The 19,432-nt window shown below is 43.8% G+C and carries 22 protein-coding genes; 17 read left to right on the top strand and 5 right to left on the bottom strand.

Annotated elements, in window-relative coordinates; all coding sequences use genetic code 11:
- Positions 1 to 39: 39 nt before the first annotated feature.
- Positions 40 to 492 (bottom strand): redox-sensitive transcriptional activator SoxR, encoded by a 453-nt coding sequence (gene soxR, locus ACEN2L_RS06420; protein WP_441742611.1) that lies wholly within the window; start codon positions 490 to 492, stop codon positions 40 to 42.
- Positions 493 to 712: 220 nt separating this feature from the next.
- Between soxR and ACEN2L_RS06415 the strand changes: the two genes are divergently transcribed.
- From ACEN2L_RS06415 to ACEN2L_RS06400, 4 genes are all read left to right on the top strand, one after another.
- Positions 713 to 1,129: a VOC family protein gene (locus ACEN2L_RS06415; protein WP_441742609.1), complete on the top strand. Its 417-nt coding sequence runs from the start codon at positions 713 to 715 to the stop codon at positions 1,127 to 1,129.
- Positions 1,130 to 1,248: 119 nt separating this feature from the next.
- Complete coding sequence (gene ompR / locus ACEN2L_RS06410; protein WP_306024358.1) at positions 1,249 to 1,974, top strand: osmolarity response regulator transcription factor OmpR; 726 nt, start codon at positions 1,249 to 1,251, stop codon at positions 1,972 to 1,974.
- An 18-nt stretch (positions 1,975 to 1,992) separates the two neighbouring features.
- Entirely contained in the window at positions 1,993 to 3,297 is a 1,305-nt protein-coding gene (gene envZ, locus ACEN2L_RS06405) for a two-component system sensor histidine kinase EnvZ (protein WP_441742607.1), read from the top strand.
- A 103-nt stretch (positions 3,298 to 3,400) separates the two neighbouring features.
- Positions 3,401 to 3,982, top strand: a complete 582-nt coding sequence (locus ACEN2L_RS06400) for a hypothetical protein (protein ID WP_441742605.1) — start codon at positions 3,401 to 3,403, stop codon at positions 3,980 to 3,982.
- A gap of 71 nt (positions 3,983 to 4,053) precedes the next feature.
- Here the strand turns inward: ACEN2L_RS06400 and hslO are convergent, their stop codons facing one another.
- Entirely contained in the window at positions 4,054 to 4,947 is an 894-nt protein-coding gene (gene hslO, locus ACEN2L_RS06395; RefSeq protein ID WP_441742604.1) for an Hsp33 family molecular chaperone HslO, read from the bottom strand.
- A 46-nt stretch (positions 4,948 to 4,993) separates the two neighbouring features.
- Positions 4,994 to 5,392: an RNA-binding S4 domain-containing protein gene (locus ACEN2L_RS06390; protein WP_441742602.1), complete on the bottom strand. Its 399-nt coding sequence runs from the start codon at positions 5,390 to 5,392 to the stop codon at positions 4,994 to 4,996.
- A gap of 125 nt (positions 5,393 to 5,517) precedes the next feature.
- On the opposite strand from ACEN2L_RS06390, the gene gspC reads away from it, so the two are divergent.
- From gspC to ACEN2L_RS06325, 13 genes are all read left to right on the top strand, one after another.
- Complete coding sequence (gene gspC, locus ACEN2L_RS06385; RefSeq protein WP_441742600.1) at positions 5,518 to 6,453, top strand: type II secretion system protein GspC; 936 nt, start codon at positions 5,518 to 5,520, stop codon at positions 6,451 to 6,453.
- Positions 6,450 to 8,489 (top strand): type II secretion system secretin GspD, encoded by a 2,040-nt coding sequence (gene gspD / locus ACEN2L_RS06380; RefSeq protein ID WP_306021618.1) that lies wholly within the window; start codon positions 6,450 to 6,452, stop codon positions 8,487 to 8,489. Before gspC ends, gspD begins: the two co-directional genes overlap by 4 nt.
- Position 8,490: 1 nt before the next feature.
- Entirely contained in the window at positions 8,491 to 10,053 is a 1,563-nt protein-coding gene (gene gspE / locus ACEN2L_RS06375) for a type II secretion system ATPase GspE (protein WP_306021617.1), read from the top strand.
- Positions 10,054 to 11,274 (top strand): type II secretion system inner membrane protein GspF, encoded by a 1,221-nt coding sequence (gene gspF / locus ACEN2L_RS06370; protein ID WP_306021616.1) that lies wholly within the window; start codon positions 10,054 to 10,056, stop codon positions 11,272 to 11,274.
- Complete coding sequence (gene gspG, locus ACEN2L_RS06365) at positions 11,271 to 11,705, top strand: type II secretion system major pseudopilin GspG (protein ID WP_306021615.1); 435 nt, start codon at positions 11,271 to 11,273, stop codon at positions 11,703 to 11,705. Before gspF ends, gspG begins: the two co-directional genes overlap by 4 nt.
- 49 nt (positions 11,706 to 11,754) lie before the next feature.
- Complete coding sequence (gspH, locus tag ACEN2L_RS06360; RefSeq protein ID WP_441742596.1) at positions 11,755 to 12,381, top strand: type II secretion system minor pseudopilin GspH; 627 nt, start codon at positions 11,755 to 11,757, stop codon at positions 12,379 to 12,381.
- Complete coding sequence (gspI, locus tag ACEN2L_RS06355; protein WP_441742594.1) at positions 12,371 to 12,760, top strand: type II secretion system minor pseudopilin GspI; 390 nt, start codon at positions 12,371 to 12,373, stop codon at positions 12,758 to 12,760. Before gspH ends, gspI begins: the two co-directional genes overlap by 11 nt.
- Positions 12,757 to 13,377, top strand: a complete 621-nt coding sequence (gspJ, locus tag ACEN2L_RS06350) for a type II secretion system minor pseudopilin GspJ (RefSeq protein WP_441742592.1) — start codon at positions 12,757 to 12,759, stop codon at positions 13,375 to 13,377. The genes gspI and gspJ overlap by 4 nt, the downstream gene beginning before the upstream one ends.
- Complete coding sequence (gene gspK, locus ACEN2L_RS06345; RefSeq protein ID WP_441742590.1) at positions 13,374 to 14,369, top strand: type II secretion system minor pseudopilin GspK; 996 nt, start codon at positions 13,374 to 13,376, stop codon at positions 14,367 to 14,369. Before gspJ ends, gspK begins: the two co-directional genes overlap by 4 nt.
- A 39-nt stretch (positions 14,370 to 14,408) precedes the next feature.
- A complete protein-coding gene (gene gspL, locus ACEN2L_RS06340) occupies positions 14,409 to 15,614 on the top strand; it encodes a type II secretion system protein GspL (protein ID WP_441742588.1) in 1,206 nt (401 codons plus the stop codon).
- 1 nt (position 15,615) lies between these two features.
- Entirely contained in the window at positions 15,616 to 16,095 is a 480-nt protein-coding gene (gene gspM, locus ACEN2L_RS06335; RefSeq protein ID WP_441742586.1) for a type II secretion system protein GspM, read from the top strand.
- Complete coding sequence (locus ACEN2L_RS06330) at positions 16,092 to 16,835, top strand: type II secretion system protein N (protein WP_441742584.1); 744 nt, start codon at positions 16,092 to 16,094, stop codon at positions 16,833 to 16,835. Before gspM ends, ACEN2L_RS06330 begins: the two co-directional genes overlap by 4 nt.
- Positions 16,836 to 17,074: 239 nt before the next feature.
- Positions 17,075 to 17,314 (top strand): hypothetical protein, encoded by a 240-nt coding sequence (locus ACEN2L_RS06325; protein WP_306021607.1) that lies wholly within the window; start codon positions 17,075 to 17,077, stop codon positions 17,312 to 17,314.
- Between the two features lie 51 nt (positions 17,315 to 17,365).
- Here the strand turns inward: ACEN2L_RS06325 and ACEN2L_RS06320 are convergent, their stop codons facing one another.
- On the bottom strand, positions 17,366 to 17,749 hold the full coding sequence (locus tag ACEN2L_RS06320; protein ID WP_441742582.1) for a diacylglycerol kinase: 384 nt from the start codon (positions 17,747 to 17,749) through the stop codon (positions 17,366 to 17,368).
- Between the two features lie 29 nt (positions 17,750 to 17,778).
- A complete protein-coding gene (locus tag ACEN2L_RS06315; protein ID WP_441742580.1) occupies positions 17,779 to 19,431 on the bottom strand; it encodes a hypothetical protein in 1,653 nt (550 codons plus the stop codon).
- Between the last annotated feature and the right edge of the window lies 1 nt (position 19,432).

The following is a 19,432-nucleotide window of genomic DNA, read 5'->3' as shown; positions in this document are numbered from 1 at the left end:
CGAAAACCGCGTACTGCCGTTATAATTGCTTAGCCTTATTTATTCACCCACTCGTTTATTTAACAACACAGCACCACTGCCTTCTTTTGCTAATGCATCTTCTGCGTTATACAAGGGGCATACTTTCATCGACAAACAACCACAACCGATACAGCCAGTTAGGTAATCCCTTAAGCCCTGTAAATAAAGAATTCGATTGTCTAATTGTTGTTGCCAATTTTGCGCCAATAGGCTCCAGTCTTCATGATTGGGTGCGCGATTATTGGGTAAGGTCGCTAGGGCTTGTTTGATCTCTTCGAGGCTCACGCCCATCTTTTGTGCTGCTTTAATTAAGGCTACTCGCCTGAGTACTTCGCGGGCATAGCGGCGCTGATTGCCAAGATTTCGGGTACTGTTAATTAATCCCTTTGTTTCATAAAAATGTAGCGTTGATACCTTTATTCCGCAGCGTTTAGCGACTTCTCCTATTGTCAAAGCTTGTTCTGGCAACATGCTTTACTCCCAATTCAAAAATAGTGAAAAAACACTTTACCTCAACTTAGCTTGAGGTTTTAGCCTTGTTTGTAGTTTTTTATAAGCCGGTAACTAGGAGCCACTATGCCAAGACAAACTGAAGTTCAGACAGCCCTTCAATCGGGCCATAAGCAAAAACTGATGGGTGTATTGCGGGCAATATTTAATCAAACCATGTACTACAAATAAGGAGAGCTATATGTATTTAGAACACGTTAATTTGGTGGTAAGGGATATTCCAAGGGCACTTAGCTTTTATCAAGCGGCCTTTCCTGATTGGTATGTTAGAGGAAGTGGCGAGGGAGAGTGGTTTGGCAAACCTCGTAAGTGGTTGCACTTTGGTAATGAACACCAATATATTGCCCTAAGCGATCATGGTGAAGGCAGTAATCGAGCGCTCAATGGGCATCAAGTAGGATTCGCGCATTTTGCTTATGTAGTTAATAATCTTGCGGCGCTCATTAGTCGCTTGAAAGAGGTAGGCTTTGAAATAGCCAAACCTGGTGTTGCTACGTTGCATCGAGACAATGTGTATTTTGTCGACCCCGATGGTTTTGAGGTGGAGTTTGTCGTGTATTACAGCGATGTTGCCTCTCAGCGTAACCACTATGATTAACTGGGCAGTAAAAGTGACAAACTTTGTAACAATCCAGACGAGGGTGTTTTTGAGCGAAGCTTTGGAATTTCATCGCTTTCACTTATAGTGCTCACATTGCTTGTTAATGGATAAATATCATGGGTCAAGAAACCACTAAAATTCTCGTTGTCGATGACGATATGCGCTTGCGCAGTTTGCTTGAACGTTATTTAGTTGAACAAGGCTATCAAGTTAGAGCCGCAGCTAATTCTGAGCAAATGGATCGGTATTTAGAGCGTGAAAATTTTCATTTAATGGTGCTTGATCTCATGTTGCCCGGTGAAGATGGTTTGTCTATTTGTCGGCGTTTGCGCCAAAAAGACAATCAAATTCCGATTATTATGCTCACCGCCAAAGGCGATGAAGTTGACCGGATTATCGGCTTAGAAATGGGCGCAGATGATTATTTACCTAAGCCTTTTAATCCGCGTGAATTATTAGCCAGAGCAAAAGCGGTACTTCGACGTAAAACGAATGAAGCGCCGGGTGCGCCGTCGTTAGAAGAGCAAATCATTACTTTTGGTAAGTACTCACTTAATTTAGGTACGCGAGAAATGACTACCGAAGGTACACCCATGACCTTAACCAGTGGCGAGTTTGCGGTATTAAAGTCTTTAGTCACTCACCCTCGTGAACCACTTTCACGGGATAAGCTAATGAATCTAGCTCGTGGCCGTGATTATAGTGCTCTTGAGCGCAGCATTGATGTACAAGTGTCGCGTTTACGGCGCATGCTTGAAGAAGACCCTGCCAACCCACGTTATATTCAAACAGTGTGGGGCCTCGGTTATGTCTTTGTGCCTGATGGCGGTCAAAACGCTTAATGTTGAAATAAGCTACAAGTGAGACTCCTTCCTAAAAGTGCCTTTGGTCAAACGGTTTTGTTGATTGGCATGTTATTGCTGATCAACCAAATCGTGTCTTACTTGTCGGTTACGTATTATTTTATCCGACCCAGTTACCAGCAAATTAATAACTTGTTGGCCACCCAGATCAAATTGGTGTTTATCGAAGACCGTAAACACTTTGACCCTGAAATGAGCCGTCGCTTTTATGCCGCAACCGGTATTCGAGTTTATACAGAACGACAAGCCGAAGCGCAGGGCTTAGATCAGGCGATTCAATATGTCTTTTTATCAAATCAAATGTCGCAGCGTTTAGGCGGAAAGGCCGAGGTTAGGATCACACCAGGTGAGCCCTATTTATTTTGGATAAAACCGCCACAAAACCCGAACTTATGGATCACTATTCCGATGACGGGCGTGGGTGAGGCAGATATTTCCCCCTTAACTATTTATTTACTGGTTATTGGTATTTTAAGTGTGGCTGGTGGTTGGATATTTGTGCGGCGACTAAATCGACCACTCAAAGCCCTGCAAGATGCCGCGATTCAAGTGGGCAAAGGCCAAGTGCCAGAACCTCTTGAACAAGAAGGCTCAACCGAGTTAATGGCGGTGACTCAGGCCTTTAATCAAATGGCCAAAGGCATAAAACAGTTAGAAAACGATCGCGCTTTGCTTACTGCTGGGATTTCCCATGACTTGCGTACGCCCCTCACTCGCATACGCCTGGCCACAGAAATGCTGCCCGATAGCCAAGATTGGATTAAAGAAGGCATTGTGCATGATATTGAAGACATGAATGAAATCATCGACCAATTCATTGATTACGTGCGCCAAGATCAGCAAGAAAAGCTGCGCGAAGGTGATATTAACGATCTGATTAAAGAAGCTGTCCAAGCCAGAAATATCGAAGAAGATCATAATATTAGGTTGAATTTAGGCGCACTACCGTGGTGTATGATGCGCCGGGTAGCGATAAAACGCGTGCTAGATAACTTAATTGAAAATGCCTTTCGTTATGGCAGTAATGATATTGAAATCACCTCGTACTTTAATAAAAAAGACCAATGCCTTTGTTTTGCAGTACGTGATTTTGGTCCAGGCATTCCAGCAGAACAGATTGAGCGTTTGTTTGTGCCGTTCGCTCAAGGTGATATAGCTCGCGGGAGTCTAGGTTCAGGGCTGGGTTTGGCGATCATTAAACGTATTGTGGAAATGCACTCAGGAAAAGTGGTGCTGACCAATCATCCGCAAGGTGGCTTAATTGCCACTGTTAGTATCGCTTACCAAGCAATTAACGCATAGAAATCAACTCGCTTCATTTCTGTCTCTTGCTTGCTATTTTATGCCGGATTACTATCGCCAAAAATGCTTTTAATGTGTGTATGAGTTTAATAAGGAAATATTCATGAACAAAAACGCAGTGTTATTAGGTTTCGCTTTTTTATCGATTTCAGCAATAAGTATCCCTGTCTGGGCAGAAGATTCACCCAAAGACGCCTGTAATAAAGCCGCCACGCTATTTGCAGATGACGACTTAGACAGCGCCTTAGAAGAAGCCAAGTGGTGCGTCACCTTGCTCGAGCAGTTGCAGCAAGCTCGTACCGGACAGTTTTTTAAGGATACGATCTTAGGTTATGTTGGCGGTCAAATCGAAAGTCAAAATATGATGGGTTTTTCTTCGACGCAGCGCGAGTATCAAAAAGATGATGCTTTTATTAATGTCACACTCAACGGCATGGCCTCTTCTGGTGGCATGGATGCGTTGTCAGCATTAGCCCAGCTCGGGATGAACGCGGGCGGTGGTAAAAAAGTTCGAATTCAAAAAAGAACCGCGGTGGTTATCGATCAGGACGGCCAAGTTGAAATAATGATTTCCATGAAAAAAGGTGGCACCTTAGCGTTTGAATCTAACAACGTATCTGCCGAAGAAGTCCAAAAGTTTGCCGAGGCTTTTCCTGTGGAAGCATTAGACGACTCTAGAAATTAATGACTGATATACAAAAAAGGCGCCGTAACATAACATTCGGCGCCTTTTTTATTGGGTAAGCGAGGGGTGTTTTACGAACGTTGCTGCTCGTTGTAACCAAAGGTACCGGCATGGATTGTTTCAACGTCAATGGCATCAAAACGGTATTCGGTATGGCAGTACTGGCAATTCATCTTAACGGCGCCTTCTTCTGCCACTATATTCAGTAGCTCTTCTTTACTAATAGCAGAAATCGCTGATGCTGTGCGCTCACGGCTACAACTGCATTTAAATACCACGGGTGTAGGGGTAAATATTTCTGCATTTTCTTGATGGTACAAACGATAAAGCACGTCTTCCGCTGGCAGATTAAATAGCTCTTCCTCTTTGATGGTGTCTGTCAGATGGCTCAAGTGCTCAAAGTCGGTGTCAGCTGCATTGGTTGCGGCACTGCTGGTGGGTAATATTTGTAGAAACAAGCCACAGGCTTTAGGCGCAGCCGGACTTGTTTGCGTACGAATAAGCACTTTAGTGGCCAGCTGTTCTGACTGTGCAAAATACGTTTCAATGCATTCTGCTAAAGTGGGTTTATCTAAGGCGACGATGCCTTGATAGCGCTCACCTTCTTCGGGACTTATCGTGATTACCATAATGCCTTTGGGAAATAATTCACTAAAACTGTCGGGCAATTCAGTTAGGGTTTCATCCCAGCGTGCTACTCCACGTAACTGTTGATTGTGCGTGCCATTGATAACCGCGTAACTCACTGGCCCATCGCCTTGTAATTGAATAGCGATATCGCCTTCAAATTTTAAGGTGGCGGTGAGTAAGCTGGTGGCTACCATTAACTCGCCTAATAACGCTTGAATGACAGGGGGATAATGATAAGAATTTAAAATGGCGCAAAATGTGTCTTCTAGGCGAACGAGTTCGCCGCGCACATTGCCTTCATTAAAAATATATCGATGTAATTGATCAAAAGCCATGGTTGTTACCTTATGTTTAGCGTGTTGGGTAGTCGTTTATTAATGACTATTGCTGCTTAAATTGTATAATTTGACGACGTTGTTTTTTATCGGGTCGGTGATCAGGTTTAGGACTATGAAAGGCATGTAAGCGCCTCGCTTCAGCGTTTTTTTCTCTGAGTTGTTCACTTTCTGCCGTTTCTTGATACATTTGTCTTGCTAAGGGGGCACTTAAGCGCTGATGCTTAATTTGCAGTACCTCAATTTCTACCAGGTCATAGCCCATGGGAACTTTTATAATAGCGCCCAGCTCTATAGTACGGCTTGGTTTGCAACGCTGAGAGTTGTATTGTACTTTACCTCCAGCAATGGCATCACGAGCTAAGCTTCGAGTTTTAAAAAAACGCGCGGCCCACAGCCATTTATCGATACGGACTTCTTCGCTTGGATCAGATTGTTGGGGCATAGTGAATAGTTAACCAAGTTAGTATTGTAATTTTTTTGTAACCTTTACTTAATACAGTTGTGACCCCACCAGCTAGTCGTTATGATTGGCAGGTATCGCTTTTTTCAAGGTCCCACCGAGAGACAATGACAGTCGTAAATTATAACGTTAATCACCTGTGGCTCCAACTGGTCAAACATCAGCGCGGCATAAATATGCTGATAGTGGTGCTATTGGCCTTGTTTTTATTGGCCTATGCGGCAGAAATTACTTGGCGATTATTACCAGTTCCACAAAATAACAGCTTGCAGACGCCCACGAATCAAACTGGCGTAGTGGCTACAGTTAGTAAAAATGCCAAATTGGACTTATCAACCGTCAAGCGTCTCAATTTATTTGGCGACTTAGCAGCCCCTGTGGTGGTGGTTAAAGAAGTCACCGAAGCTCCAGTCACAAAACTAAATTTAACCTTAACCGGAGTGGTTTCTAGCTCAGATAAAGAAGCAGGCGCCGCCATTATTGAAAATCGCAATCAACAGCAAACCTATGGTTTAGGTGAAAAGATTGATGGGACTAATGCCACCTTGGCGGAAGTCTATGTTGATCGTGTCATCATCAAAAATGGTCCGAGTAAAGAAACCCTCATGTTAGACGGAGTGGATTACAGTAAACCTTCTAAACAGAGTATTGTCCCTGTTAATAGCAGAGAAACCTCCCCCAGTGACAATGAAGTACGTCGTACGTTGTCTACTGAAGCCGTGCAAGCCACTCGTGAACTCCAGCAAGCGCCGGCTAATTTTACTGATTTTATTAATATCTCTCCCCATCGCCCTGATGGAGAGCTACTTGGTTACAAAGTTGCACCAGGCAAAAAAGCCAGTTTGTTCAAAGCTGCGGGCCTGCAAGCGGGTGATGTGGTTACCGAGTTGAATGGCTTGGATTTAACTGATATGCAACAGTCGCTCGAAGCGATGAATGCCCTACGTGAGGCAGAGTCTATCCAAATGACTGTGGATCGTAGTGGTGAATTATTGACTATTTATCTGGATTTACCCGCAGGGGATGAGGAAGCTTTAGAATGATGTTTAATAGGCGAACCCGTTTAATCAAGCACCTAGTAACAGTCATAGGTGCAGCTTTGCTCGCCATGTCTACTTTGGTCGCTGCAGCTGATTATTCTCCTAATTTCAAAAATACTGAAATCAGTGAATTCATTAACATTGTGGGAAAAAATCTGCAAAAAACCATCATCGTTGATCCTAACGTGCGCGGTAAAATTACCGTACGCAGTTATGACCTTCTTAATGAAGAGCAGTATTACCAGTTTTTCTTGAACGTGTTGCAAGTCTATGACTTTGCCGTAGTAGAGATGCCTAGCGGCGTGATCAAAATAGTGCGCGCGAAAGACGCCAAAACATCCAATATTCCAGTAGTAGAAGGTGAGCGTTTTAACGGTGATGAAATTATCACCCGTGTTGTGCCCCTGTACAATGTTCCTGTGCGTGAACTCGCTCCAATACTACGTCAATTAAGTGATTCAGCCGGTGCGGGCAGTGTGGTGGGCCATGATGCGTCAAACGTGATGATGTTAACTGGCCGTGCGGCGGCGGTAAATCGCTTAGTTGAAATCATTGAACGCGTTGACCGTGCAGGGGATGAAGAAGTTGAAATTGTAAAACTTAAGTTTGCTTCTGCCTCAGAGATGGTACGTATTATTGATAGCATTAATAAGTCGACCGGTGCGGCGAATAATGCCGGTGGAAAATCGGCTCCGCGTGTTGTGGCTGATGATCGCACCAACAGTATTATTGTAAGTGGCGACACCAAGGCGCGCGCTCGTTTAGTGAACTTAATAGAGCGTATGGACCAAGAGTTAGAAACCAGCGGAAATACTCGAGTCATCTTTTTAAATTATTCTAAAGCCGAAGATCTAGTCAAGGTACTGCAAGGTGTGAGTGCCAGTATTCAAGCTGAAGAGCAAGGTGCAGCCAAAGGTAAAACGGGTAAAAATCGTGAGGTCAGTATTGACTCTCATGAAGACTCTAATGCCTTAGTGATTACCGCTGAGCCCGACATGATGCGCTCTTTAGAAGAGGTCATTCGTCAATTAGACATTCGCCGTGCCCAGGTTCAAGTTGAAGCCATTATTGTTGAAGTATTCGAAGGTGATGGCACCACTTTGGGTGTACAACTTGGCAGTGAAAAATTTGGTGCAACCCAGTTTACCAATGGTGTAGTAGGCATTGGCTCATTAGCGGTAGGGATTAAAAACGCTGAAGGTACGACAACCTCAACTACTGGTTTTGATGATAACGGCGAGCCTTATTCATATGACACCACCACTGCAGGCGACTACACCACTCTTGCTTCGTTACTAGGCGGCGTAAATGGTTTACTCACTGGTGTCGTTCGTAATGGTTGGGCTGCGGTTGTGCAGGCAGTCAGCACGGATACCAACTCTAATGTGTTAGCAACACCGCACTTGACTACTTTAGACAACGAAGAAGCGTTTTTTATTGTGGGTCAAGAAGTCCCCATTATTACCGGCTCTACTACCGGCTCTAATAACGCTAATCCTTTCCAGTCCGTTGACCGAAAAGAAGTGGGTATTAAGTTAAAAGTCACGCCACAAATTAATGAAGGTGATGCCGTTCAGTTAACGATTGAGCAAGAAGTCTCTAGCTTAAGCGGTGCGACCTCCGTGGATGTCTTGATTAATAAACGAGAAATTAAAACCTCTGTTATCGTGGATGATGGCGGCACCATTGTTCTAGGCGGTTTAATTGATGAAGACGTGCAAGAAAGTATCTCAAAAGTGCCGTTGTTAGGTGATATACCTATTCTGGGCAACTTATTTAAATCCACAACGACAAGCAAGCGCAAGCGTAATTTGATGGTGTTTATTCGTCCTACCATTGTGCGTGATGGGGTGACCATGAATGAAATCAGCCATCGCAAATACAACTACATCAGAGCCGAACAGTTGAAGCGTCAAGCCGAAGGGATCCCGTTGATGCCATTCCAAGAAGGGCCTTCGTTGCCTGAGTGGGATGATAAATTGGTATTGCCTCCTAGTTTTGAAGAATACATTGAAAACAAAGGCAAGGATAAAGACTGAGATGGAAACGACTCACCTCAGCGCCGTTGATGCCGAAGAACAAGCCTTAATTGAAGCGGGAACTGACATAGATGCGCCAGTCGATGAGCCAGAACACAAACAGCTCGCTTTTAGTTTTGCTAAACGTCATCAAGTGTTACTTGATACCGGTGAAACACCTGCGGTGCTGTATCATACTGGTGAAACACAAATTGCAGTATTTGCCGAAGTACGCCGTTTTTTAGGGGCAGAGTTTCGTTTACAAGAAATCGAACTAGGGCGCTTTGAAACCTTACTGACTCAGGCGTTTCAGCGCGATTCGTCAGCGGCTAAACAGTTGATGGAAGACATCGGTAATGAAAGCGATTTGTTCAGTTTGGCTGAAGATTTACCCGATACTGAAGACTTGTTAGAAAGCGAAGACGATGCGCCCATCATTAAGTTAATCAACGCTATGTTAGGCGAGGCGATTAAAGAAGGGGCTTCGGATATTCATATCGAAACCTTTGAAACACAGTTGTTAGTGCGCTTCCGAGTGGATGGCGTATTGCGAGAAATTCTTAAGCCGAATCGTAAAATGGCCTCGATGTTAGTATCGCGTATCAAGGTTATGTCGCGCATGGATATCGCTGAAAAGCGCGTGCCGCAAGATGGCCGTATCACGCTGCGGATTGCAGGTCGTGCGGTTGATGTGCGGGTGTCTACCATGCCATCAAGCCATGGCGAGCGGGTCGTACTGCGATTATTAGATAAAAACAATGTACGCTTGAATCTATTAGATTTGGGTATGACCAAAGAAAACCGCGCGCATTTTTCTGAACTTATTCGCAAACCTCATGGCATTATTTTGGTTACCGGACCAACAGGTTCAGGTAAATCAACCACCTTATATGCAGGTTTAAGCGAATTAAACTCAAAAGATCGCAACATATTGACCGTTGAAGATCCTATCGAATTTGACTTGCAAGGCATTGGCCAAACGCAGGTGAATCCCAAAGTCGACATGACCTTTGCTCGCGGTTTACGCGCCATACTTCGTCAAGATCCTGATGTCGTGATGGTGGGTGAAATTCGAGATTTAGAAACCGCACAAATTGGTGTGCAAGCCAGTTTAACCGGTCACTTAGTGATGTCGACACTTCACACCAACACTGCTGCAGGCGCGATTACTCGGTTAGAAGACATGGGTATCGAGCCCTTTTTGCTCTCTTCCAGTTTGTTGGGGGTTTTGTCACAGCGCTTAGTGCGTACTTTGTGTGACCATTGCAAAGTGAGTCATCATCCCTCTGAGCAAGAATGCCAAATTTTGGGAGTGAAACCTAAAAAAGCCGATGATATCGTGATTTATTCACCCAAAGGCTGTGCTGCATGTAATCAAACGGGTTATCGCGGTCGAACGGGAATTCATGAATTACTTTTAGTGGATGAAGGGATACGTGACCTTATTCACAATGGCCGCGGTGAGCAAGCTATCGAAAAATACATTCGCAAAAATACGCCCAGTATTCGTGATGATGGCTGTAAAAAAGTGCTCCTCGGCTTTACTTCACTTGAAGAAGTGTTACGTGTAACACGGGAAGACTAAATGGCCGCTTTTGCTTATAAAGCCATGGATAAAAGTGGCAAAAATAAATCCGGTGTATTAGAAGGTGATAACGCCCGTCAGGTACGCCAACAATTGCGTGAACAGCAACTTATTCCCATGGAAGTCAGCCAAGTTGCCGAGAAAGAACGTCAGTCTCAGCAAGGTTTGCAACTGTTTAAAGCTAAAATATCTGCGGCCGATTTGGCTTTATTGACTCGCCAGTTAGCCACCTTAGTTGAAGCCGCGTTGACCATTGAAGAAGCCTTGCTGGCAGTGGCCGAACAATGTGAAAAACCCAGACAAAAAAATATGATGATGGCGGTGCGTTCTAAGGTGGTTGAAGGCTACGCTTTAGCTGACGCCATGGCAGAATTTCCACATGTATTTGATACCTTGTACCGCGCGATGGTGGCCGCAGGGGAAAAGTCCGGCCATTTGGATACGGTTTTGAACCGCCTAGCAGATTACACTGAAAAACGTCAGCAAACTCGCAGTCAAATTACTCAAGCCTTAGTTTATCCCTTGATTATGTTATTTTTTGCCTTTGCTATCGTGATTTTGTTGCTGACCATTGTTGTACCTAAAATAGTGGGTCAGTTTCAAACCATGGGCCAAGAGTTACCGACCATTACGCAAGTCTTGATTAACATTAGCGAGTTTTTGCAAGACTACGGTTTGGTATTAGCAGCGGTCATTGTTGTGGCTATTGTCATTACTGTTCGGGTGTTACAGCAGCCGGTGATGAAAAAACGCTACCATGCTTTTATTTTGACCTTGCCGCTAATAGGTAAGGTATCAACTGGCCTGAATACTGCGCGCTTTGCTCGCACCTTGAGTATTTTGTCTTCTAGTGCGGTCCCTTTATTAGAGGGCATGCGTATTTCTGGTGACGTATTAGAAAACTTATACATCAAAGATGCAGTCAAAGAAGCCTCAGTGCATGTAAAAGAAGGTTCCAGTTTGCGTGCAGCTTTGGATCAAACCAAAATTTTTCCGCCGATGATGATGCATATGATCGCCTCGGGTGAACGTAGCGGTGAGTTACAGCAAATGTTAGGCCGTGCGGCCGACAATCAAGACAGGCAGTTTGAGTCTCTGGTCAGTGTGTCATTAAAAGTTTTTGAGCCCCTGCTTATCGTTTCGATGGCAGGCATAGTATTGTTTATTGTATTAGCAATACTGCAACCTATCTTAGCATTAAACAATATGGTGAATTTATGAGTAAAGGAAGTAAACAACAAGGTTTCAGCTTAATCGAAGTGATGGTGGTGTTGTTGATCATCGGCATTATGGCGGGGCTTATTGCGCCATCTATTTTAGGCAATCAAGCTACTGCGCAAATTAAAAAAGCGGCAGTCGATATTCAGCAATTAGAAAGCTCTTTGGAGCTTTACAAGCTCAAAACCAATACTTTTCCTACGACTGAGCAAGGTTTAGAGGCCTTAGTAACCGTGCCCACTATTGACCCAATCCCACGTAATTACCAAGAAGGTGGTTTTATTAAACGTTTACCAGAAGATCCTTGGGGCAATCCTTACCAATTACTTAGCCCAGGTGAATTAGGGGTTATTGACATCTTTTCTTTTGGCCCTGATGGTTTAGCTGGCACTGAAGACGATATTGGTAACTGGAATCTAAACGACTATTTATAAGCACACAGTGAGTCAATTAATTTTGTTACTCTCTTATCACTGCTAACTGATGACTGCTTTTCGTCCTACTTATACAGCTTTTCGCGGCTTCTCTTTGCTTGAGGTGATGCTCGTGTTGGTGATCATGGGGCTGGCTGCTAGCGCTATTGTGTTTAATTTTTCCGGTAAAAGTCGCGTTGACGAAGTAAAAAAGCTCAGCCAGCGCTTTGAGGTCGTTTTTAATATGGCCTCAGATTTTGCTGTGTTAAACCAACAAACTCTTGGTTTACGAGTTGAAGCAGATAAAAATGAATATCATTTTTTGCGCCTAGACGATCAGCAGCAGTGGCAAATTTTAGATGGGGATCCTACCTTCTCAACCTTTACCTTACCCGAAGAATTTGTGGTAGAGCTCTTGCTCGACGACTTACCTTGGGACAGTGATGATAGTTTGTTTGATAATCAAGTGTTTGATGAAGAGCTGTCGGTATCCACAGATGGCGTTGAAATTGGTGATGAAGAAGAAAAAAAGCCTGAGCCCCCGCAAGTGCTAATTTTATCCAGTGGCGAAATTACGCCTTTCTCAATGTTATTTAGCTTTGAGCCCGAGTTTGGTAATGAATCCCCAGCGTATTTTCGTGTCAATGGCGAAGACTCAATACCACTTACGCGGGAAGGACCTTTGGATGCGCCTTAATCAAACGACTAAACAACATGGCTTGACCCTGCTAGAGGTGATGGTCGCCTTACTGATTTTTGCTGTGACCGGTTCTGCCATCCTTAAGGCCGCGGGTGACCATTTAAGCGGTGTGCGTTTAATTCAAGATATGACTTTTGCCACTTGGGTGGCCAATAATCGTTTAACGGCTTTGCAGTTGGAAGACACTTGGCCACCTAAAAACAATGCTAAAGGTTCGCAAGAGATGGCGGGCACCATGTGGTATTGGTCACAACGGGTAGAAAAAACCACAGATGAAGATTTAATGCTCGTGGAGGTTACGGTGGCGACAGAAGCGAATACCAAAAATTCGATCACTTCAGTGAGTACCTATTTGGCGAAGAAACCGCAGTCATGAGTACCTTAAATAACCATCAGTCACAAGGTTTTACCTTGTTAGAAATTTTAGTGGCGATGGCGATTTTTACACTTATAGGCATAGCAAGCACGGGTTTGTTAACCAATGTACTAGACGACGACAAAGCCTCTAGTGAACGTTTTGCCCAGCTCGAAAAATTACAAAGAGCCATGTTGACCATCGAGCGGGACGTGCTGCAAGCCATGCCTCGTGCGGTAAGAATAAATGGTGAGTTGAATCAAGTGGTGATGCGCGGCGGCGAAGACGAACTAGGCGGCAGTGCTGATAGCATTGGGTTTGTGCACGGAGGCTGGCACAACCCGCAATTCATGTTGCCCCGTTCGACCTTGCAACTTGTTGGCTACCGCTTACAGGATGATAAATTACAACGACTCTACGGGAATTACTTAGATAATGTTATTGGCTATGAACCCAAAACCAAGGATATCCTCGATGGGGTCAGTAACTTTCAGGTGGAGTTTTTGCTGAGTAGTGATGAAGAAGCCCAATGGCAAGAATCATATACCGGCGTGGAGCTACCCATGGCCGTGGCAATTACCCTGACAACGGAAGTATTTGGTGAAATCCGTCGCGAATTTTTGTTGGCCAGTCAATGATGAAATTACGCTCAAAGCAGCAAGGTGTAGCGCTTATTATCGTTTTGCTGATCGTTGCCATCGTCAGTGTATTAGCCACGGAAATGGGGGCTCGTTTACAGTTACAAGTTAAACGCGCCAGTAATATTAAAGAAAACAATCAAGCCTATTGGTATGCCATCGGCGCGGAACAATTTGCCCGTAAGTCGATTGCAACCTTGATAAACAACAGCAACGGCGTGATTCATCTCGACCCGCTTTGGTCTGACGAATTCGTCTTTCCGGTTGAAGGCGGTGGCATCAAAGCACAATTGGTTGATATGCAAGCGTGTTTTAATTTAAATGGTTTACGCGATACCCCCAGTGATTCTGCAAATGCTTTTACTCGGTCTCCTGAATTGAGTGCGCGTTTAACGGCCTTTGACCGCTTACTTGCTTTGATCGAGCCAGAGATACCGTCATTTGAGGCGGAAACGGTCAGAGATTCATTGGCAGATTGGTTGGACGCCGATGACAACATGAGTCAATTGGGCGCCGAAGATAGCATTTATGAAAGTATGCAGTTTCCTTATATGGCCGCTAACAACTACATGGCAGACAAAAGTGAGTTGCGCTTAGTCAACGGTGTGCAGCAAGCATGGCTTGCTCCTCTTATGAAGTGGGTGTGTGTGTTACCGGCCGATAATGTATTTAAACTAAATGTAAACACGGTGACCGAAGAAAATGCTGCCATCCTTGGTGCAGTAAGCGGACTGAGCTTAAGTGATGCAAGTACCATTATAGGCAGTCGCCCACCAGAAGGGTTCAAAACAGTGGCTGATTTTTTAGCACTCAGTCAGGTGCAAGCTTTGAATTTAAGCACTGCGCAGCAAGCCTGGTTTGATGTGACAACGCAGTATTTTATGTTAACAACCAAGACAGGTTACAATAATGCCACATTTTCTATGCAGACCTTATTTAAAGTAGATGGTCAGCAGGTTAGGGTTATGAAACGTCAATTTGGTATCCAATAGTGAATAGGATGATCCCAGTCCAACAAGGTAATAATTAGTATGGAACAATTAGTCGTTCGTCTTGGTGCCTATGCTGACGAAGCTGTGCATTGGATAGTCTGGTCGAGTCAACAAAATGAGATCATTGCCTCAGGTGTTTTAGAAAATGCCGATCAGTTACCCAGTTTAAGTGAAAGAGCAGGACGTCGGCCTATTACTGCCTTGGTGCCCACCAGTGACGTACTCCTAAAGTGGGTAGAGTTACCTGCAAAAGCCGGTCGCAAGGCCTTGTCAGCTATACCCTATATGCTTGAAGACGAAATTAGTGGTGATATTAACCAACAGTTTTTTGCCATGGGGCCGCGTAAAGAGAATTTGCAAGCAGTAGCCATCGTCAATAAACAAAAGCTTCAAGAATGGTTGGACATGATTAGCCAAGCAGGTTTGCTATGTGACCAATTAGTACCTGACGTACTGGCAATACCACAAGCCCAAGAGGGCTGGGCAGTGCTTGAATTAGGCCAGCAATTATTAGTTAGGCAAGACGAATGGGCTGGCTTACAAGGCGAAAAACAATGGTTAATGCCTGCTCTTGGCTTGCATGCTCGCCAATACAAAAACACCCACGCCAAGGCTTTGCTTGTTGATAATTATTCTGAATGTCAGTTTGATGAAGCCAGTGAAATAGACTCACGCAGTATGCCCTTAGAGCTTCCAATGAAAGTGCTTGCCGAAGGCGTTGCGGCTGCAAAATTTAATCTTCTACAGGGGGATTTTAAGCTCAAAACCTCTAAAGGTGAGGGCTGGAAGAAGTGGCGGCTGGCAGCCGCACTTGCAGTGTTCGCGTTATTTACCAGCGTGATTGACAAGGTTATCGAGCAACACCATATTCAAAGTCAATTAGCGCAACTTAAAAGCGACATTGACAGTGAATATCGTCGGGCGTTTCCTAACGCCGGCGCCTATCGCGATGTGCGAGCGACCATGACCAGTAAAATGAAAGTACTAGAACAAGGGGGGGGCGGTGCATCGATGTTGGTGATGCTTAATCAGCTCTCTACTGCCTTCGCTGATTCAAAAATTAAACCGCAAACTCTACGTTTTGACGCCAGTCGCGGTGAATTACGTATGCAAGTGATAGCCAATAACTTTGAAGCACTAGAGCAGTTTAAACGTTTAGCTCAAGCTCAAGGTTTTGTGGTAGAGCAAGGTGCGATAAACAATAAAGATAATCAAGTTATCGGCTCGTTGGCGGTACGGAGTTAATATGAATAAAGTCAAAGCTTACTATACCCAGCTGAGTGAAAGAGAACAGCGCTTAGTGCTCATTTCTGGCGTTTTATTGGTGGTAGCCGTATTTTATTGGGGTATATGGTCGCCCTTAAGTCAATCTGTTGAGCGTGGGCAAGCTGCCCTCAATAGCCAACAAGAATTGCTATTGTGGGTGCAAAAAAATGCCAACCGAGCTAAACAATTACAAGGCAGTGTGGGTCAAAACACCACGTTTACAGGTTCATTGGCGCAGGAAGTCAATCAAAGTGCTAGCCGCTTAAATATTACTATTTCACGTATGCAGCCCCAAGGGGATGAGTTGCAAGTGTGGGTTGAGCAAGTACCTTTTAACGATGTCTTAAGCTGGTTACAAAGCATGGAGACAAAAGGGGTGTTGATTCTTGATGTAGATGTGGCAGAGACTTCTGCGCCCGGACAAATAAAAATTCGCCGTTTAAAATTAGGTAAAGCATGAAGAAACAATTGAGTTGGGTCATTTTCGGAATACTTGTTTACCTGATATTTTTACTGATTAAGTTACCCGCTACGCAAGTATTGAGTCGCTTAACCTTACCGCCAGATGTGAATTTACAAGGAGTCAGTGGGACTATTTGGCAAGGCCAAGCGATAAGTGCAACGGTACAAGGCTTACCCTTGCAAAACGTACAATGGTCGCTGAATTTTCTACCCTTGCTGATGGGGCAGATAAGCGCTGATGTGAGTGCGGGCAATATGCGTCAAACCGATCAAATTTCATTATCAGGTTCACTTAATATTGCCCGTGAACGCGTTCAAATGAATGACGTTCAAGCCTATTTACCCACGAACTTAGTGATATCCATGTTACCCCTTCCATTCCCTGTAAAGGCCGAAGGCCGTTTTAAACTGCAAGTAAGTGAATTGGACTATGCACAAGCTTGTCACACGTTGGTAGGTCAAGGTCAGTGGTTGAACGCTAAGGTAGAAGGTTTACAAGGTTTGATTGACCTAGGAAATTTCAACGCGGATATGCGCTGTGAAAGCAACAATATTGTGCTGAGCGTGAAGGAGCCTAATCGCTTTGGCTTAAGTGCCGATGCCGTCGTCAGTGCAAATTTACAATACAGTATCAATGGTCGTTTCAAACCGGATACGGAATTACCTGAAGAAGTGCACCAAGCGGCACAATTTTTTGGCCAGAAAGATAAAGACGGTTACTACCAGCTAAAATTTTAATTAAGACCTTGAATAGTATATTAGGTATGTTTAACGATATGTTAACAACTCAGGCATGCTCTTGAACCCAATGGATATGCACTGTATGGGTGCATCAGGTCGTTACGGGGACTATTATTTGATTTTGTGACAAATTTGTTGCAATAAATCAAAAAATAATTGGTATGTTAATTAATTGTTAGGTATTCTTACTAATAAGTAAGTAGTACCCAAATTCATACTATCTGAGGACAAGACTCATGCAAAAAGCACTTAAAAATACGATTGCCGACATTAAATTCAATTTAGATCGTTTGGTGCGTAGCCAAGATGCGAAAGAGCAAACTCAGAGTCTGTTTTTATTAGAGAAAGCATTAGAACTGGTGCAATTAGCAGAAGACAGAGCTGAAACCACAAACCAACAGGTTGAATCGGGTGCAAATACCATCGCTATGGTGCAAACCCTATTAAACTCAGATTCAAGATTTCATCTTAATTAATAAAAATGCCTGAGATACAGAGAAAGGATAGTGTTCATCACTATCCTTTTTTTATGCCAGTAGTCGCCACAATGCCTCAGTCCATACTGTTGTTACTACCACTAAAGAAATAAATACCACTGCCGAGCCCATGTCTTTGGCTCGCCCTATAAGTACGTGATGTTCCAAGGTAATGGCATCTGCTAAGGCCTCTATTGCCGAGTTGATCATTTCAGCGAATAATACCAACATCAAGCTGCCAAATAACAACAGCCAATGATTGCGCGATTCGCACAATAAAAATGACAAGGGCAACAATATCGCCACCAGCACCAGCTCTTGCCTGAAGGCAGATTCGTAGCGCCAAGCGGCCTTAAAACCAAGAAAAGAACAACGTGTTGCTTTTAAGATACGGCTTAAGCCAATGCCATTGGGCTTATTTATTTCTACTGTCATTTTAACTTCGCTTGACTGAATTAAGAGATTTAAAAACTTTGCTTAACTTGTAAACGCCATTCCCAACTATCTACGCTGTCAGATTGAGTCAGAGGTTTAACAATATCTACATGAATAACACTACGATGGCTAGAACGATTTGAATACAAACGCGCTCCTAGACCTATACTGCTTAAAATTTGGTCACTTTCATTTAATTGCGCTTCTTGACCATTCCAAGCACGGCCAATATCAAAAAAACCGGCAAAGCCAACATCGAGCAATTTATAAATATTATAGCCCGTGTATAAGCGCGCCTCGAGGGTAGCCGATGCACTTCTTTCTCCATGCTGATATTGTAAAGGGTAACCACGTACACCTGTTTCATCACCAATAGATAGAGGAAAATCAAGGTAGGGATTTTTTTCATTGTCAGCGGCTACACGGGCATAAAAACCGACTAGCTCAGTATAACGTTTAAAATATTCAGCTTTGGCAGACAGAAGGTAGTGGTCTCCATTGATGTGATTAAATACACTTTGCGCCGCTAAAGACACCAGTAGTAAACCATTATCAGCCTCCCAGCCTTTATCGACATTTGCTTCAACATGATAGGCTAAACCTTGTTGCCCGGGATTGTTGGCAAAGTCGATACCGAGTTTCGCCTCATAATGCCAGCCAAGATTGATGTCTTCAGCTTGTTGGATCAGATAAATATCTGACAACACACGATAGTCACGTTCTAATGATTCAAACCCCAACCAAAGATATTGAAATTGTCTATCTTGCGGCAACAGTTCATTAGCAAAAGGTTTATCAAATACAGGTGTAAATAAGGCCTCTTCATCCACTAAGCCCACTTTGATGCGCTGACTGTGTAAGGCGTTTGAGTCGATTTGCCAACCCGTGGCAATTTCATAGCGGTGACTTTGATTAGCAAAGGTATTACGAACGCGACCATTTTGAAAAATATCGACGTCTTTTTCATCGCTTAAATAGCTAGCAAAATACATCCTTTCAGTGCGAGCGTGATAAAAAGGACGATCAAACTCAAGATTAATTAAATTGCCATCGTCATTATCTAAGTAATCGAGCAATAAAGTTGAATAGGGCATTAAGTAAGGGGTGGCTGATTTTAAGGTTAACTGATAGCCACTGCGCTGTTCGTCTGTGTTGTATTTAAATCGAGTCCGGATGCCAAGACCCAGCAAATTGTCTTCTTTTAAACCAATGGAAAACTTGTTTTCACCGCCTTTTCGTCCAAAACTCACGGTGGGGATCATGGACCAATTATCCCAAGTTTGAACTTGGATCTCGCCGGGGTCAGTAATTTGGCAACCTGCAATATATTTTATTTTAGCATCGCGAATATAAGCTTGTTTTCGAATAATACGTTCTGCTTCAGCTAGGTCGTTGACATCAATAGTATCGCCAATCGTAAAAGGTAGACGTTCAGCGATGACGTCTTCTTTAGTATTTATATGTAACCAATTCGCGAAGCGGTGCAGGGCAATCGCTTCCTCATCATCTTCATCAAAAATAGGATTAGTAGTGATGTTTAGGTTTTTAACCACAAACTGGCTTTGGATTTGGCTTTCTTCATTGCCTTGTTCAGCAGAAGGTGTGGTACAAGTGGCTAATTCTTCGGCAACACTACACGTACTGCAAAGGGCTAGGAGGCTAAAAGCAAGGCTATGTTTCATC

Source organism: Flavobacterium sp. W21_SRS_FM6 (assembly GCF_052119645.1).
Classification (GTDB): domain Bacteria; phylum Pseudomonadota; class Gammaproteobacteria; order Enterobacterales; family Alteromonadaceae; genus Paraglaciecola.
The sequence above is the reverse complement of the archived record's forward strand: the minus strand, read 5'-3'. Positions and strand labels throughout refer to the sequence as shown.

Excerpts from the sequence above, each read along its gene's own strand:
- soxR (WP_441742611.1), bottom strand. The coding sequence starts at position 492 with ATGTTGCCAGAACAAGCTTTGACAATAGGAGAAGTCGCTAAACGCTGC.
- ACEN2L_RS06415 (WP_441742609.1), top strand. The coding sequence starts at position 713 with ATGTATTTAGAACACGTTAATTTGGTGGTAAGGGATATTCCAAGGGCA.
- ompR (WP_306024358.1), top strand. The coding sequence starts at position 1,249 with ATGGGTCAAGAAACCACTAAAATTCTCGTTGTCGATGACGATATGCGC.
- ACEN2L_RS06400 (WP_441742605.1), top strand. The coding sequence starts at position 3,401 with ATGAACAAAAACGCAGTGTTATTAGGTTTCGCTTTTTTATCGATTTCA.
- hslO (WP_441742604.1), bottom strand. The coding sequence starts at position 4,947 with ATGGCTTTTGATCAATTACATCGATATATTTTTAATGAAGGCAATGTG.
- ACEN2L_RS06390 (WP_441742602.1), bottom strand. The coding sequence starts at position 5,392 with ATGCCCCAACAATCTGATCCAAGCGAAGAAGTCCGTATCGATAAATGG.
- gspC (WP_441742600.1), top strand. The coding sequence starts at position 5,518 with ATGACAGTCGTAAATTATAACGTTAATCACCTGTGGCTCCAACTGGTC.
- gspD (WP_306021618.1), top strand. The coding sequence starts at position 6,450 with ATGATGTTTAATAGGCGAACCCGTTTAATCAAGCACCTAGTAACAGTC.
- gspE (WP_306021617.1), top strand. The coding sequence starts at position 8,491 with ATGGAAACGACTCACCTCAGCGCCGTTGATGCCGAAGAACAAGCCTTA.
- gspF (WP_306021616.1), top strand. The coding sequence starts at position 10,054 with ATGGCCGCTTTTGCTTATAAAGCCATGGATAAAAGTGGCAAAAATAAA.
- gspG (WP_306021615.1), top strand. The coding sequence starts at position 11,271 with ATGAGTAAAGGAAGTAAACAACAAGGTTTCAGCTTAATCGAAGTGATG.
- gspH (WP_441742596.1), top strand. The coding sequence starts at position 11,755 with ATGACTGCTTTTCGTCCTACTTATACAGCTTTTCGCGGCTTCTCTTTG.
- gspI (WP_441742594.1), top strand. The coding sequence starts at position 12,371 with ATGCGCCTTAATCAAACGACTAAACAACATGGCTTGACCCTGCTAGAG.
- gspJ (WP_441742592.1), top strand. The coding sequence starts at position 12,757 with ATGAGTACCTTAAATAACCATCAGTCACAAGGTTTTACCTTGTTAGAA.
- gspK (WP_441742590.1), top strand. The coding sequence starts at position 13,374 with ATGATGAAATTACGCTCAAAGCAGCAAGGTGTAGCGCTTATTATCGTT.
- gspL (WP_441742588.1), top strand. The coding sequence starts at position 14,409 with ATGGAACAATTAGTCGTTCGTCTTGGTGCCTATGCTGACGAAGCTGTG.
- gspM (WP_441742586.1), top strand. The coding sequence starts at position 15,616 with ATGAATAAAGTCAAAGCTTACTATACCCAGCTGAGTGAAAGAGAACAG.
- ACEN2L_RS06330 (WP_441742584.1), top strand. The coding sequence starts at position 16,092 with ATGAAGAAACAATTGAGTTGGGTCATTTTCGGAATACTTGTTTACCTG.
- ACEN2L_RS06325 (WP_306021607.1), top strand. The coding sequence starts at position 17,075 with ATGCAAAAAGCACTTAAAAATACGATTGCCGACATTAAATTCAATTTA.
- ACEN2L_RS06320 (WP_441742582.1), bottom strand. The coding sequence starts at position 17,749 with ATGACAGTAGAAATAAATAAGCCCAATGGCATTGGCTTAAGCCGTATC.
- ACEN2L_RS06315 (WP_441742580.1), bottom strand. The coding sequence starts at position 19,431 with ATGAAACATAGCCTTGCTTTTAGCCTCCTAGCCCTTTGCAGTACGTGT.